This is a genomic window from Nonomuraea sp. NPDC048901 (assembly GCF_040649695.1).
GTDB lineage: Bacteria > Actinomycetota > Actinomycetes > Streptosporangiales > Streptosporangiaceae > Nonomuraea.
The window spans coordinates 123,460-138,498 of record NZ_JBEZFW010000027.1 but is presented as its reverse complement, the minus strand read 5'-3'; the positions used below and the strand labels follow the sequence as shown (position 1 = coordinate 138,498).

Genomic DNA, 15,039 nt, shown 5'->3' with positions numbered 1-15,039 from the left:
GGCCGAGGCCATCATCGAGGGGTTCCACCTCATGCGCGCCGACACCGCCGGATTCCGCACCGACACCGTGGAACGCCTGCTCGGGCGCAAGCCCCGCACCTTCGCCGACTGGTGCGCACGCAACGCCGACGCCTTCCGGACCACCTCCTGATCCGCTGCCCAGGTGGCATCCGATCGATCCCGGCCGCTCCCGAGCCGCCCTCGCCGACCTGCGGCGGGCCGGCCCGCACACGGTGATCTGGCTGAATGAGACCCAGCACTACCTGCTCACCGCCGATGACCCCGGGCTCAAAGGCGCCGAGCCACGGATCACGGAGGCCTTCACCGGCCCGGAACTGGAAACGACCGTTCACACGGACGCTGCGGGCGGGGCCCCCGCCCAGCACGGCTCGGTGCGTCACACGTCGAGCACCGTCTTTCCGGCGACGCGGCGGGCGAGCAGGGCATCGGCCGCCTCCATCGCCTTGTCCCACGGCCCGCGCCAGCCGACCTGCGCGTCCAGGTCGCCGGCCGCCAGCAGCCCGACGAGGTGAGCGAGGTCGCCGCCGAACGGCGTGGTCACGTTGAAGTTCTCGATCCGCCCCCGCGCCGATCGAGTGCCCGCCAGCTCGAAGTCGATGATCGTGGCCTCGCGGGCCGCCCGTCCGATGGCCATCACCACGCCGTCGTCCTCCAGCCGATAGAACGCCTGCGTGAGCTGCCGCCCGCCCACGTTGTCCAGCACGCCGTACACCCGGCCCTCCAGGTTCTCCGGACCGATGACGATCTCCGCGGCGCCCAGCTCACGCAGGCCCTCCGCGCGGGCGGGGCTGCCGGCGGAGGCGACGACATGCGCTCCCGCACGGGCGGCGAGCTGTACGGCGTAGCGGCCGACGCCGCCGGATGCCCCGGTGACCAGGACACGGCGCCCGGTCAGCGTGCCGAGTCGTCGGACCGCCTGCAGCGCGGCGACTCCGGCGACCGGCAGCGCGCCGGCCAGCCCTAGGTCGACGGCCTCGGGAACGACGGCCAGCTCAGCGGTGTCCACGGCGCGCAGCTCCGCCCAGGCTCCCGACCAGCCGAAGGTGACCACGCGGGTGCCGGCGGCAGGACCTGAGCCGTCGGCGGCGGCCTGGACGACCACCCCGGCGGCGTCCCATCCCGGGACGTACCCGGGCCGGACGTTCGCGCTTGCGTAGGCGATCTCACCGAAGTTGAGCGAGAAGGCCGCCACCTGGACCAGCGCCTGGGAGGGCGTGGGCGCCGGGTCAGGCACGACATCGAAGGTGAGGTCTGGGTTGTAGATCAGGGCTCGCATCGTTACTCCTCCACGAAGGGTGACGGATACGAACCTGACGGAACGCGCGCACGATCGGCTGCGGGTCAGCGCATGGACGCCTCCTCGCCCAGCGCCGCGCGGACAGCGGCGGCGATCCGGTTGACGTCGCCGCGTTCTGCGGGCGGTAGGGGCGCGCCCACCGACTCCCTGAGCGCGGTGGCCTCACCCAGCAGAGCCGCCGCCTCCTCGTGGGCGCCCTCGGCCGCCGCGACCCCGGCCAGCCCCTCCCGGGCCAGGGCGATGGCGCGCGGATCGCCGGCCTCGCGGGCCGCGGCGAGCCCCTCCAGGTGCAGTGCCCTGGCCGTGGCGCAGTCGCCGCGCTGCTCGGCGATGAAGCCGAGCTCGGCCAGCAACAGCGTCACCCCGTAGAAGGGCACCCCGTAGTCGGCTGCCAGGCGGCGATTCCAGTCCAGCGACTGCTGGAAGAGCTCCGCCGCCGTCTCGAGGTCGCCGGCGCGGCGGGCCACGAGGCCGAGGCCGACCCGGGCGAACTCCTCGGCGAAGCGGTCGGACTGCTCGGCCGCCAGGCGCATCCCCCGCTCGTGCAGCTCCCAGGATCCGTCCAGATCTCCGGTCAGCAGGGCGAGCCGGCCGAGGCTGGACAGCCGGTAGGACGCGTCGATCCACAGCCTCAGGTCCTCGGCGATGCGCAGGCCCTCGCGGTGCAGGCGGGCGGCCCGCTCGTAGTCACCGATGATCTCGGCGAGGTAGCCGAGCATGTCGGATGCCTGCAGCCTTCCCCAGCCGTCGCCCAGGTCATCGAAAATCGTCAAGCTGTCGCCGGCGGACCGCTCGGCCAGGGCATGGTCACCCTGGAACATCGCCTGCTTGGCGCGACCCGCCAACGTCGCCGCCTCGCCCCAGCGGTCGCCGACAGCGCGGAACCCGGCCAGCGCCTCCGTCAGCAGGCCCGCCGCAGTGGCGGCGTCCCCGAAGCTCAGTTGCGCGTGTGCCAGGAACCAGCGTGAGCGTGCGTCGCGAGCGTCCAGCGCCCGAGCCGCAGTACGGCTGCGCTCCAGCAGATCGCTGCCGTCCCCGGTCAGCATCGCGAACCCGGCCTCCCACGCCGCCGTCCGCACGCATTCCACGCCGGGCAGCGCCATGGCCGCGGCGAAGGAGGCGCGGCCCTCCCGGTGCCTGCCGCGCAGGTACCAGTACCACCCCAGGGCGTCGACCAGGCGCAGTGCCAGCGCGTGGTCGGTGGTGTGCTCGAGCGTGGCCCGCAGGTTGGGCGCCTCGGTGTCCAGGCGGTCCAGCCACTGGCGCTGATTAGGACCGTACAGGTGGGGCCTCGCCTGTTCGGCCAGCTCGGTGTAGTAGAGGTCGCGGCGCTGGAAGACGGGGTCGCCGTCGGCGAGCCGTTCGAGACAGTAGGCGGCGATCGACTCCAGCAGCCGGTAGCGGATCCCGCCGGAGGACTCGACCATCGACCTGGTCACCAGCTGATCCAGCAGGTCGGCGACATCCACTCCAGGGTTGAGTCCAGGGCCCGCGCACACCGCCTCGGCCGCCTCCAGAGTGCAGCCGCCCGGGTGGACGGCCAGCCGGAGCAGGATCAGCCGCTGTTGCTCGGTGAGTTGCTCCCAGCTCCAGTCGATCACCGCGCGCAGGGTCTGCTGGCGGGCGGGCCGTCCCCGGCCAGAGACGGCGAGCAGGTGGAAGCGGTCGTCCAGCCGATCGGCCACGCCGCGGACGCCCAGGGCGCGTACTCGGGCCGCGGCCAGCTCCAGCGCCAGCGGCAGGCCGTCCAGCCTCCTGCAGATCGCCGCCACCGCGGGCGCGCTCATCTCGTCCAGGACGAACCCGGGCGCGGCGGCCGCGGCTCGTGCCACGAACAGCTGCACTGAGCCGGCCTGCCCCGGGTCTGCGCCGGGCACCGGAAGCTCGAGCGGCGCTACCGCGTACAGCGTCTCCCCGGGGATCGCCAGCGACTCCTGGCTGGTCGTCAGCACCCGCAGGTCCGGGGCGGCCCGCAGCAGCAGGTCCACCAGGTCGGCGACCGGTTCGACCACGTGCTCGCAGTTGTCCAGCACGAGCAGCAGCCGCCGGCCGCGCAGGGCGTCGGCGAGCCGGTGCGCCAGGCCGGCCGGTCGTACGCCGGGACGCGAACCCGTCGCCGTCTCGTCGCGGACGTCCAGCTCAGCGGCCACCACCTCGGCCACCGTCGCAGTCTCGCCCGACACCCCCGCCAGCTCGACCAGCCACACTCCGTCGGGAAAAGCGTCGGTAGCGAGGTCGGCGACCGCCAGGGCGAGCCGGGTCTTGCCGACACCGCCCGGACCGGTCAGCGTGACCAGACGCGCCGAGCCGAGCAGGGCATCGACCGCGGCCACGGCCTGCTCGCGGCCGATCAGTTCGGTGAGCGGGGCGGGGAGGTTCGTGCGCGGGCGCGCGGGCGCGAGCGAGGGATCCTGACGCAGCATCGCCTGGTGGAGGGCGGCCAGTTCGGGGCCGGGGTCGAGGCCCAGCTCGTCGGCCAGTCGGTGCCGCAGGTCGTCGTACCCGGCCAACGCTTCCCCCTGCCGTCCCGACCGGTAGAGCGCGCGCAGGTGCGCGGCGCGCAGGCGTTCACGCAGCGGGTGTGCGGCCACCAGCTCGCCCAGCTCGTCGGCCACCAGGCTGTGCCCGCCCAGCTCCAGCCGCGCCTCCGCCCGCTCCTCCAGCGCGGTCAGGCGCTGCTCCTCCAGACCGGTGGCGGCGGTACGGACGAATTCCTCATCGCGGAAGTCGGCGTAGGCGGGACCACGCCACAGCGCCAGCGCGTCCGTCAGCAGCTCGGCCTTCGCCTGGAGATCAGTGGCGGCGCGGGCCCGGCCGAGCAGCGCGACAAAACGGGCGGCGTCCACGTCGGCGGCGCGCAAGACATAACCCGGCGCCTGGAAGGCCACCAGCTCGCGACCTCCTGGCTCCGCCTGCTCCAGGGCGCGGCGCAACTGGGACACCTTGGTCTGCAGCGTGTTGACGGGGTTGCCCGGTGGGCTGTCTCCCCACAGATCCTCGGCCAGGCGGTCGGCGGACACCGTCCGCCCCTCGTGGGCCAGCAGGTCGGCGAGCAGCGCCCGGACCTTCACCTCGGGGACCCGCACGGGCCGCCCGTCGTCCCTCCACACGGAAAGAGGGCCCAGCACACCGAATCGCATCAGGTCACGGTACCCGCAGCGAACCCCCAGCCGATCGTGCGCGCCCCTGTCCACAGTGGAGCCCGAAGCAGAGACGCACCACACGAACGAGGAGCACCACCATGACCGTGAACCGTGAGATCCACCTGGTCGCCCGCCCCTCCGGCGAACCGCGCCCGCAGGACTTCCAGCTGGTCAGCACCGCACTGCCCGAGCCGGCCGAGCTGGCCGAGGACCAGGTCCTGGTCCGCAACACCTGGATGTCGGTCGATCCCTACATGCGCGAGCGGATGCACGAGGGGGAGTCCTACCTGCCGCCGTTCCAGCTCGGCGCGCCCATGGAGGGTTCGGCGATCGGCGAGGTCGTGGCCTCGCGCTCGGCCGATATCCCGGTGGGGACGACCGTCGTGCATTTCCTAGGCTGGCGCGAGTATGCCGTGGTGGACGCCGCCGCCGTGACCGTCGCCGACCTGTCTCTGGCCCCCGCCGAGGCGTGGCTGGGCGCGTTGGGCACCACCGGGCTGACCGCCTACGCGGCCCTGACCCAGGTGGCCCCGGTACGGGAGGGCGACGTGGTCCTCGTCTCCGCGGCGGCCGGGGCGGTGGGCAGCATCGCCGGGCAACTGGCCCGCAAGCTCGGTGCCTCCCGCGTGATCGGCTCCGCGGGCGGGCCGCGGAAGGCCAAGAAGCTCGTGCAGGACTTCGGCTACGACGCCGCGATCGACCACCGTGCCGGTTCGCTCGCCGAGCAACTGGCCGAGGCCGCTCCCGACGGCATCGATGTCTACGTCGACCACGTCGGCGGCGACCACCTGGTGGCGGCCATCGACGCGCTGCGGCACGGGGGCAGGATCGCGATGGTGGGTGCGATCAGCTCCTACAACGCCACCGAGCCGGTCCCCGGCCCGGGCAACCTGTTCGCCCTGGCCGCCAAGGACGCCACCCTGCGCGGCATGCTGATCAACTCCTACTTCCACCTGTTCCCCGAATGGATCGGCAAGGCGGCCGGCTGGCTGGCTGACGATTCCCTGCACACCGAGCTGACCGTGGCCGAGGGCATCGACCGCGCCCCCTTCGCCTTCCTGGACATGATGCGCGGCGGCAACGTCGGCAAGATGCTGGTGAAGCTCTGACACGCCGCCTCCACAGCCAACAAACAGATCAAGGAACGGACCATGTCCACAAAAATGACCACGGCTGAGCGGGAGAGCTTCCTCACCGACACGCACATCGGAGTGCTGAGCGTCGCCGGTTCCGGCGGGCGGCCGCCCATGGCGGTACCCATCTGGTACGGCTACGAGCCCGGCGGCGAGCTCACCTTCGCCACGAGCCTCGACAGCGCCAAGATGGCCCTGATCCGCGAAACATGCCAGGTCGGATTCACCGCCCAGCAAGAGGCGATGCCCTACAAGTACGTCTCCCTCGAAGGGACCGTTGTGGGCTGGGAGCCGACCGACGCCGACGAGTATCGCAAATGGTCAATCCGCTATCTCGGTCCCGAGGCAGGCGAGCGGTTCTTCGACAGCATCAAGGACTACGTGCGGACGATGGTCACCGTGCGCGTACGCCCCGAGCGCTGGCGAACCTACGACTTCGGCAAGGAATTCAGCGGTTAGTATCCGGGGGCGAGTTCGCCCCCGTCCCCATCAAGCGATCCAAGTCACAATGGTGAGCGTGACCGGCGCCCTGGAACCGCTCAGACGTCGTCGGGGCCGACGGATGCTCCTCGGTGGTACGAGGTCACCTCTGGGGAGCCGGCCCCGGCCGGATCACCGAGTGGATCACCTGGCAGGTGTTCGTCAAGGGCCCGCTCGACCTCGTCTCCTCCCATCGGGTCCTCATGATCGTTGGACGAGAAGGGCTCTGCGGCCTGATCCCCGCAGGGGAAGAACTGCTGCTGTGGTGGTTCGACCATCGGGCCGGCCACCGTGAGCCGCTACCCACCTCGCCCGTCGAGGCTCCGCGGAGCCCAGGAACCCGGTCTGGTCTGTCGGCAGCACGATCGACTTGGGCGCTGACGGGGTCCCGGGGAACGGGCCGGTGGCGATACCGGCACCGCGCCCCGGGCCGGCTCCAAGAACTCAAGGGATGTTTCTTATAGGCGCTCATCCGATGCTCATCGGCGCCCGGCAGGCTGGAGGCACCCATCGGAAAGGACCGAACCATGACGCCTGCCATCGCCGGCTTCGACTACCAGCGCGTGCCCGTCGCCGACGGCGTGTCCCTGAATGTGGCCGTCGCGGGCTCGGGCACGCCCATCGTGCTGCTGCACGGCTTCCCGCAGACCCACCTGATGTGGCGGCACGTCGCCGCCGACCTCGTGGCCGACCACACCGTGATCTGCCCCGACCTACGCGGTTACGGCGCCAGCGACAAGCCCACCGAGACCGACCGGGCCGGGGCGGGCCGGGCTGGGGCGGACCGCGCTGGGACCGACCACACCGGGACCAACCGGGCAGGGACCGACCACACCGGAACTGGTCCCATCGAGACCGAGCACGCTGAGACCGATCCCGCTGAGACCGAGCACGCCGTATACGCCAAGCGCACCATGGCCGCCGACATCGTCGCCCTGGCCCGCGCGCTGGGCCATGAGCGTTTCGCGCTGGCCGGCCATGACCGCGGCGCCCTGGTCGCCTTCCGCGCCGCACTCGATCACCCTGAGGTGATCACCCACCTGGCCGTCCTGGACGTACTGCCGACCCTGGACATGTGGCAGGTGATGCGCGGCACCAGCGCCGCCGTCGGCTTCCACCTCTACCTGATGGCCCAGCCGCCGGGCCTGCCCGAGCAGATGATCGCCGCGAGCCCGGACGCCTTCTTCGGCCACTTCCTCGACATCTGGACGAACGACCCGCAGGCGATCCCCGCCGATGTCCGCACCGCCTACCTGGACGCCTGCCGAGCCGCGGTGCCCTCGATCGTCGCGGACTACCGCGCCTCAGCCGGCATCGACGTCATCCACGACCAAGCCGACCGGGACGCCGGCAATCGGCTGCGGATGCCGGTTACGGTCCTCCAGCAGGACTGGGGCGCCGCCCTCGGCTTCGACGCGGCCGCCCTGTGGCGCGCGTGGGCACCCGACCTGCGGCATGAAACCGTCACCTGCGGCCACTTCATGGCCGAGGAAGCGCCCGCTGACATCGCCAAGACCCTCCGAGACCTGCTCACCCGCTGAACGACCAGCCAGAGCCGGGCCGCCGAAGGCATCCGCCGGTCCGGCACGGCCTGGGTGCGTCCGGTTGGCCTGTCGGCTTGGGGAGCGAGAGTCTTGGCGCCCGGAGTGGACCTTCCCCTTGGGTGAAGGGGCAGCATCGTGGTGCCGGTCGCTCTGGCCGGCGCGAGGAGGGCGGGGTATGGGGCTGCTGACGATCGGGGCGTTCGCTCGGGCCGCGCGGTTGTCGCCGAAGGCATTACGGCTGTACGACGAGCTCGGGCTGCTCCGCCCGGCCGCGGTGGACGGGGAGTCGGGTTACCGCTTCTATGATCCGGCGCAGTTGGAGCGGGCTCGGTTGATCGTGTGGTTAAGGCGGCTGGGGATGCCCTTGGCCGGCATCCGTCAGGTGTGCGATCTGGAGCCGGAGGCGGCGGCCGAGCAGGTCGCCGGCTATTGGGAGCAGGTCATGGCCGCCACCGCCGTACGCGAGCAGCTGGCCACCTTCCTCGTCGACTACCTGTCGGGAAGGGGCAGCGCCGTGGAGGACGCGGAAGCGATGATCGGGATCCGTTATGCGGCCCGGTCGGAGTCGGGGCTGGTTCGTACGAGCAATGATGACTCCGTGTACGCCGGCACCCGGCTCCTGGCGGTGGCCGACGGAGCCGGGCCGGGCGGGAACCTGGCGAGCGCGGCGGCGATCGAGGCCCTCAAGCCGCTGGAGCTGGCGGCCGTACCCGCCGGGGATCTGCTCGGCGCGCTGGCTGATGCGGTGACCCATGCCGATCGGGCCCTTCAGGGCATCGCCGAGTCGACATTGTCCGGTGAGGCGATCACGACGCTGACCGCGATGCTGTGGTCGGGCTCCCAGCTGGCGCTGGTGCACATCGGTGACACGCGGGCGTATCTGCTGCGCGACGGTGAGATCTTCCAGATCACCCACGATCACACCTATGTGCAGGGGCTGGTCGACGAGGGCCGTCTCAGCCCGGAGGAGGCCGCCTCGCATCCGCAACGCTCGTTGCTGGCCCGTGCGCTCATGGGCAAGGGAGGGGCGCAACCGGACCTTTCACTGCATACGGCTGTCGCGGGCGACCGTTATCTGTTGTGCTCCGATGGTCTGTCCACTGTCGTCTCGGCAGAGGCACTGCACGGTGTCCTGAGCAGTATGGAGGGGCCGGAGCAGGTTCTCGACGAGCTGGTCAGGCTGGTGTACGCCGCTGGGGCACCGGACAACGTCGCCTGCGTGGTGGCCGATGTGGTGATGCTGTGACCGGCGTGGCCCCTCACTCCCATGGCGGCGCGTCGGTGGTCCGTTCCTTCGGCGCGTACACGATCGACCGGCGGCCCCTGGCGATCCCCGCCTTTCGGCGGCTGTGGGTCGCCGCGGCCGTTTGCGCGGTCGGTGGCTCGTTCAGCGTGGTCACGGTGCCGACACAGCTGTTCACGATGACCGGCTCGTCCGCGGCCGTCGGCGCTGCGGCCGTGGTGTCGTTCGGTGCTCTGGTCGTCGCTTCGCTGGGGGCCGGAACTCTCGCCGACCTCGTTGACCGGCGGTTGCTGCTGCTGGCCGCTCACTGCGGGCTCGCGCTGACCTACCTGGCCTTGTGGGCTCAGGCGGGCCTGGGAAATCGCTCCGTCGCCGTCCTGCTGGTGCTGGCGGGGTGCCAAGGGCTGGCCTTCGGGGCGATCATGGCGACTATGGGCGCCGCGGTGCCCCGCCTGGTGCCCGCCGAGCTGCTGACGGCGGCCAACAGTCTCAGTTCGCTGGCCCGGTACACCGGATCGGTCGTGGGGCCGCTCCTGGCGGGTGTGCTGATTCCGCTGGTGGGGCTCGGCACGCTGTACCTGTTCGACGCTGTAGCGTTGCTGGCCGTCATATACGCGGTGGTCAAGTTGCCGTCGATCCTGCCCGACCCGGCCCGCCCGGTGTCGGGGGGCGGGCTGTACGGCGCCGCCAAGCCCTACGGCGGCTCAAAAGCTTCGACAGTGCGGCGGTCGTCGATTCTCGGGCAGACGTTCGCCGGGTTCTGCTACCTGCTCAGCAGCCGGGTGCTCGTGGCCGTGCTGGCGGTGGACCTCGCCGCGATGGTCTTCGGGATGCCGTCAGCGCTTCTTCCGGAACTGGCGCAGCGCACCTACGGCGGACCCGTGGGAGGAGGCGTGGAGCTGGGTCTGCTCTACGCCGCCTATCCGGCCGGCGTCTTCGTGGCCGGGCTGATGTCGGGGACGTTCACGCGCGCCCGCCGTCACGGTGCCCTGATGGCATCGGCCGCCGCTGCCTGGGGAGGGACCGTCGTCGTCCTCGGGTTGGCGCCGCGGCTCTGGCTCGCGCTGACGGCCCTCCTGCTCGGCGGTGCGGTGAACTTCGTGCTCAGCACCTTCCGCAACGCCATCTCCCAGGCGTACACCGACGACGCCATGCGCGGCCGGATCCAGGGATCTCTCACCGTCGTCCTCATCGGTGGCCCCCAGCTGGCCAATCTGCTGCACGGGACCGCCGCGGCGGCGTTCGGCCCGCGGGTGACGATCTGCGTCGGCGGGCTGCTCACCGTGACGACCGTCGCCCTGATCGTACGAGCGGCGCCTCGGCTGTGGCACTACGCCGCCCCAGGGCCTGACACAGGACCAGGCGGTTGACCGGGCGCCTATAGTTAGTTAGGTGACTGACTCGAAAGGCTCCCGGGTGAAGACGGCGACCGCCAAGCGGGAGCGGCTGATGATCGCCGCCGCCCGGGTCGTGCACCAGCAGGGCGCGGAACGTACCACCATCGCCGACATCGCCCGCGCCGCCGATGTGCCCGTGGGCAATGTGTACTACTACTTCAAGACCAAGGACGAGCTGGTCTCGGCGGCGCTCAGCGAGCACGTCCGGCAGCTGGGGATGCTCACCGAACATCTGGAGAGCCTCGGCGGCCCGCTGGAGCGGCTCAAGGGCCTGGTGGAGGCATGGGTCAGCCAGCGCGAGCTCGCGGCCCGCTACGGTTGCCCGACCGGAACGCTGGCCGTCGAGCTGGACAAACGTGACGAGGGTGGCCTGGACGTGGAGGCGGGCAAGGCCATTCGGCTGCTGCTGGACTGGGTCGAACGGCAGTTCCGCGACCTCGGGCTGCCTGATCCCGACGGGCTCGCCCTGACCCTGGTGGGCGCCTATCAGGGCATGTCGCTGCTGGCCAACGCCCTGCGCGAGCCCGACGTCATGACGCGGCAAGGTGCCCGCCTGGTCGCTTGGCTGGACTGCCTGCCGGGCGACGGCTGCCCAGAGCGGTCCGGCGACCGTTCTCAAGCGCACTGATAAAAGGCATGCCGATAAAGGACATATCGCTAAAGAAATGCCAATAACGACATTTAGCGGGCGGAAAGTGGGGCCGTCGGGTTCTGTTTATCGAGCGAGTAAAGCATAACCGCCAAGCGCCAATAGATCATGACAAAGGAGTCGCCAGTTGCTTGTAGAAGGCGTTTCCGGACGTCTCGTGCAGAGCAGGATTTGATCGACATGTTGGCGCCCTGGGGGCGGGGCGGATTCGATAGGGGGTCGGCCATGGGAATGAGCCGATTTAATGCTATACGGGCGGGCACAGCCGCCGCGATGGTCACCACGGCGCTGGCCTGGGCGACCTCCGCCCAGGCGGACACGTGTGCGGAGTCGACCACCTGCTCCACGACGGTGACGTTCACTGTCAACGCGGGCGAGGGGCTGGAGATCAGCGTGCCCGACGGGCCGGTCAGCCTCGGCAGCGGTCAGCCCGGCGACCAGGTCAGCGGGCAGCTCCACGTCGTCACGGTCATGGACCAGCGGGCCGCGCTGAACGCCACCTGGACGGCGAGCGTCTACGGCACGCCCCTGACGACCGGCGGCGGTACGAGCGTCGAGACCGTGCCGGTGAGCGCGCTCCACTACTGGTCGGGGCCCGCGACGGCCACCACCGGTGCCGGAACCTTCGTGCCCGGCCAGCCCACCGCCGCCGACGCGGAGGTGCTCGACGAGGTGTACACGGCCTTCAGCAAGATCAACGGCGCCGGCAACAACTCCGCCAGCTGGAACCCGACCATCGTGATCGACGTCCCCGCCCAAGCGGTGGCCGGTACCTACACTGGCACCATCAGCCACTCGGTCGCCTGAGCCGATGACCAGACGCCCCCGGCCGCACCGGAGCCGATCGCCGCTCAGCTGCTTGAATCAGCTCCGGTGGCGCTCTTACGGCGTGCGCGCAGACGGCGGAAGGTGATGATCAGGACTGTCCCGGCGGCGAGGGCCGCGAGGCATGGGAGGACGAGGATCAGTATCAGCGGGGAGTCCGACACGGCGGCCAGGCCCCACGACCCCGCCTTGCTCGGAAAGGTGAGCGTTCCGGTCTCCGTCCGGTCGATCCGGCCGCTCCTGAGCGTGAGGCTGAACTTCCACGGCCCGTCGGGAAGATCCTGTCCCAGATGTACGGAGACATCCCCCTGCTGGCCGGGCGCCAGGGTCGTGCCCCGCTCGATCGGGAAGGGGCCCGCGCTCAGAGCACTCGGCCCGTCCGTGAGCGACAGCTTCCCTTCGAGGTCGATGGCGCGTTCGCCGGTGTTGGCGATGGTGGCCACGATCTTCGGCTGCCCGTCCTCGGTCCGCTGGGTCAGGATCTCGCCGATCTTGAAGTCTGAGGGTGGCTCACCGCCCGGACCGACGTCGAGGTAGGCGCGGAGCCCTACGCGGTTGACGAGGGTGATGCCCTCCTGCTGCCCCGCGCCGGGCGAGGAGATCTGTGCCCAGATGACGGCGTACCGCTCGCCTTTGGGAGCCCATGCGGGAATGCCGACGGTGGCCTTCACCGACGTCCTGCCCTGCGGAGGCAGGTCGGTGGCGGCCTGGTTGAGCTTGATCCAGGAGCTCAGTTCGTTCGGCGTGCGCTCGGGCTCGAAGGTGAAGCGGCCGTGGCTGATGCCGGCACCGGCGGTGTACAGCTGCACGTGCTGGGGTTTGTCCGAGATGTTGTACACCTCGAAGCGCCGGGTGAACGTGGTGCCGGGATTGACGTGGTCGACGATGAAGGCGTGCGCGCGCGGGTCGTCCATCCGGTTGGCGGGGATCTCCAGCAACCGGATGCCGATGCTGTCCTTGCCGGAGGGGCGCGCCGCGTCCCGGCTCGAGTCCGCGATCGCCGGTGCGCTGAGCATCGCGTACGCGAGCAGCGTCACGGGGACGAGCCGGGGCAACAGTGAAGTGGGCATGTGGGCTAGGCGACGGAGTGGTTCACCGTGCCGGTGTAGACGCCCGCCACCGCTTGGTCGGGGACATTGATCACGATGGTCGGGTTCCAGGTGGCGGAGTTGTCGCCGGAGCCGGTTGTCTTGCTGAAGGCGGTGCGTGAGGAGCTCAGCGACTGCGCGGCCGCCGCGTTCACCTGACCGGGAACGAAGGTCCCGGTCCCTGTGGTAGCGGTCGCCGCGCCGGACCAGTACAGCACGGCCGTGTTGGGAACGGTCTCGGCGGCGGTGCCGCCGCCCGTGGTGAAGGCTCCCGCCGCGGCGACCACGGACGCCACCCAGGTGGCGCTGAGCGCGGCGCGCTGGTCGGCCACCGTGACCGAGCCGAGCTGCGCGCTGATCTGGCCTCCCGAGCTGCCGCTACCGAGGTTCGCCGTGTCGGGTACGGTGATCTCCAGCCCGCCCTCGGCGGCCACGGTGAAGGTCACCGTGGTGGAGCAGGTGGTGGACGCGGCACAGGTGTCGGCCTGTGCGGGCGGGGCCACCGCCACGGTCGCCATCATTCCGGCGATGCCTATCAGGGGAAGGCCCAGACGGCTTTTGAGCACTGCTGTCTCCTTCATCGCATTTCCCGCCCTCTCTGGGCCGTTCTCAGCACATTCTCCTCAGTGATCAGATTTCGGAAACCGTTCCCGAGGGCACATGGCACACTTTTGGTCATCAGATGACGACTATCAGAAATTAGAAATTCACCGCGTGGAGCCATGTGTGAGGAATAACGGTGGTTATGCCGATTTGCCCCTGCACTCTGGTTCACAACGGCATCGGCGTCCCCGGTCCGAGAGCTCTTGTCGTTGTCTTTACGTGGGAATTGCCGCCCACGGATCTGGCGGGGAGACGAAGACAGCGGCAAGTGATCTATGATTCATCGGTTTGCCGCGCGTCGCCGAACAGTCGCCGGACATGAGCGCGGTCATGGCCCTGGGTGAAGATCTGCCTCAAGCTCAGGCAGATGCCGCAGCACCGGCACCTTCACGCCGGGCCTCCGCCCGCACGGACGTCGGCGGCAGCGAGACGGTGACCCGCAGGCCGCCGCCGGGCCGGGCCCGCAGCTCCAGGCCGCCGCCGTGCGCGGTGGCGATGGCCGCGACGATCGACAGTCCGAGCCCGGAGCCGTCGCCGGAGCCGGTCCGGTCGGTGCCGAGCCGCTCGAACGGCTGGGCCAGCCGCGCCACCTGCTCCTGATCGAGGACCGGCCCGCCCGTCTCCACGACGAGCAGCGCGGTCGCGCCGTCGGCCGTGGCGGCCAGGCGGATCCAGCCGCCGTCGTGGTTGTGGGTGATCGCGTTGTCGATCACGTTCTCGGCCAGGCGGGACAGGAGCGTCCGGCTGCCCTGCGTCCACGCGCTGTCGTGGACGTCGCCGTCGTGGACGGTGAGGTTCTTGGCGGTGATGTCGGCGGCTCGGGCGGCCAGGGCCGCGGACACCGTACGGCCGAGCGAGACTTCCGCCCGGTCGGCCAGGGCGCCGTGCTGGGTGCGGGCGAGCACGAGGAAGCCTTCCAGCAGCCGGTCGACCCGGTCGAGCTCGGTGCGGAGCCGCTCGGACAACGCGACCGTCTGCGCGGGTACGGGTTCCGGCTTGGCCAGGGCCACGTCCAGCGACGCCCGCATGGTCGCCAGCGGGGTACGCAGCTCGTGGGAGGCGTTGGCGACGAACCGGCGCTGCGCGGCGAAGGAGCCCTCCAAGCGTTCCAGCAGGTCGTCGATGGTGTCGGCGAGATCCTTCACCTCGTCGGCCGGGCCCGGCACGGCCAGCCGCTCGTGCAGGTTGTCGGCGGAGATCCGCCGGGTGGCCGCGGTGATCGTCCGCAACGGGCGCAGCACCCGGCCCGCGACCATCCGGCCCAGCACGATCGACACCACGGCCATGACGGCCAGCGCGATCGCCGAGCCGATGAGGAGCCGGCGTGATTGGAGCGCCTGTACCTCCGACAGCTGACTCTGGAGGCGGGCGATGAGCTCCTGGGCGGCGCCGGGCGTGAGCCGCTCGACCGGCGCCGTCCCCACGGGGGAGGTGACCCGCGTCCCCAGGCTCACCAGGTTGGTGATGGCCAGCAGTCCGACGCCGGACAGGAGGAACAGGGCGCCGTACAGGGCGGTGAAGCGCAGCCGTACGGTGCCGTCCCGCAGTTTCCTCATGACTCCAGCATGCTGTTTCGCACCTAACAACGACATGACAGCCTCGGTTCGGCCCACGTT

At 70.6% G+C, this 15,039-nt stretch carries 13 protein-coding genes; 7 read left to right on the top strand and 6 right to left on the bottom strand.

Annotation, left to right across the window (positions count from 1 at the left end):
* Positions 1–397: 397 nt before the first annotated feature.
* Positions 398–1,297 (bottom strand): zinc-binding dehydrogenase, encoded by a 900-nt coding sequence (locus AB0C30_RS52900; RefSeq protein WP_357958941.1) that lies wholly within the window; start codon positions 1,295–1,297, stop codon positions 398–400.
* 65 nt (positions 1,298–1,362) lie between these two features.
* Positions 1,363–4,458: a BTAD domain-containing putative transcriptional regulator gene (locus tag AB0C30_RS52895; RefSeq protein WP_357958939.1), complete on the bottom strand. Its 3,096-nt coding sequence runs from the start codon at positions 4,456–4,458 to the stop codon at positions 1,363–1,365.
* Between the two features lie 101 nt (positions 4,459–4,559).
* On the opposite strand from AB0C30_RS52895, the gene AB0C30_RS52890 reads away from it, so the two are divergent.
* Both AB0C30_RS52890 and AB0C30_RS52885 read left to right on the top strand, forming a co-directional pair.
* Entirely contained in the window at positions 4,560–5,570 is a 1,011-nt protein-coding gene (locus tag AB0C30_RS52890) for an NADP-dependent oxidoreductase (RefSeq protein ID WP_357958937.1), read from the top strand.
* A gap of 42 nt (positions 5,571–5,612) precedes the next feature.
* Positions 5,613–6,053 carry a pyridoxamine 5'-phosphate oxidase family protein gene (locus tag AB0C30_RS52885; protein ID WP_357958934.1) on the top strand — a complete coding sequence of 147 codons (441 nt, stop codon included), beginning with the start codon at positions 5,613–5,615 and terminating at the stop codon, positions 6,051–6,053.
* A gap of 80 nt (positions 6,054–6,133) precedes the next feature.
* Here the strand turns inward: AB0C30_RS52885 and AB0C30_RS52880 are convergent, their stop codons facing one another.
* Positions 6,134–6,352: a hypothetical protein gene (locus AB0C30_RS52880; RefSeq protein WP_357958932.1), complete on the bottom strand. Its 219-nt coding sequence runs from the start codon at positions 6,350–6,352 to the stop codon at positions 6,134–6,136.
* A gap of 249 nt (positions 6,353–6,601) precedes the next feature.
* On the opposite strand from AB0C30_RS52880, the gene AB0C30_RS52875 reads away from it, so the two are divergent.
* The 5 genes from AB0C30_RS52875 to AB0C30_RS52855 all read left to right on the top strand — a co-directional run bounded on the left by AB0C30_RS52875 (position 6,602) and on the right by AB0C30_RS52855 (position 11,714).
* Positions 6,602–7,615 carry an alpha/beta hydrolase gene (locus AB0C30_RS52875; RefSeq protein WP_357958929.1) on the top strand — a complete coding sequence of 338 codons (1,014 nt, stop codon included), beginning with the start codon at positions 6,602–6,604 and terminating at the stop codon, positions 7,613–7,615.
* A 178-nt stretch (positions 7,616–7,793) separates the two neighbouring features.
* Positions 7,794–8,864, top strand: a complete 1,071-nt coding sequence (locus tag AB0C30_RS52870; protein ID WP_357958926.1) for a MerR family transcriptional regulator — start codon at positions 7,794–7,796, stop codon at positions 8,862–8,864.
* Positions 8,861–10,231: an MFS transporter gene (locus tag AB0C30_RS52865; RefSeq protein WP_357958923.1), complete on the top strand. Its 1,371-nt coding sequence runs from the start codon at positions 8,861–8,863 to the stop codon at positions 10,229–10,231. The genes AB0C30_RS52870 and AB0C30_RS52865 overlap by 4 nt, the downstream gene beginning before the upstream one ends.
* Before the next feature lie 22 nt (positions 10,232–10,253).
* A complete protein-coding gene (locus AB0C30_RS52860; RefSeq protein WP_357958920.1) occupies positions 10,254–10,886 on the top strand; it encodes a TetR/AcrR family transcriptional regulator in 633 nt (210 codons plus the stop codon).
* A gap of 294 nt (positions 10,887–11,180) precedes the next feature.
* Complete coding sequence (locus AB0C30_RS52855; protein ID WP_357958918.1) at positions 11,181–11,714, top strand: hypothetical protein; 534 nt, start codon at positions 11,181–11,183, stop codon at positions 11,712–11,714.
* Between the two features lie 44 nt (positions 11,715–11,758).
* Here AB0C30_RS52855 and AB0C30_RS52850 read toward each other — a convergent pair whose 3' ends face one another.
* From AB0C30_RS52850 to AB0C30_RS52840, 3 genes are all read right to left on the bottom strand, one after another.
* A complete protein-coding gene (locus AB0C30_RS52850) occupies positions 11,759–12,802 on the bottom strand; it encodes a hypothetical protein (RefSeq protein WP_357958916.1) in 1,044 nt (347 codons plus the stop codon).
* Between the two features lie 5 nt (positions 12,803–12,807).
* The gene (locus AB0C30_RS52845; protein ID WP_357958913.1) at positions 12,808–13,386 is read right to left on the bottom strand and encodes a hypothetical protein; all 579 of its coding nucleotides are present in this window, start codon (positions 13,384–13,386) and stop codon (positions 12,808–12,810) included.
* 396 nt (positions 13,387–13,782) lie between these two features.
* Positions 13,783–14,979 carry a HAMP domain-containing sensor histidine kinase gene (locus tag AB0C30_RS52840; RefSeq protein WP_357958910.1) on the bottom strand — a complete coding sequence of 399 codons (1,197 nt, stop codon included), beginning with the start codon at positions 14,977–14,979 and terminating at the stop codon, positions 13,783–13,785.
* Between the last annotated feature and the right edge of the window lie 60 nt (positions 14,980–15,039).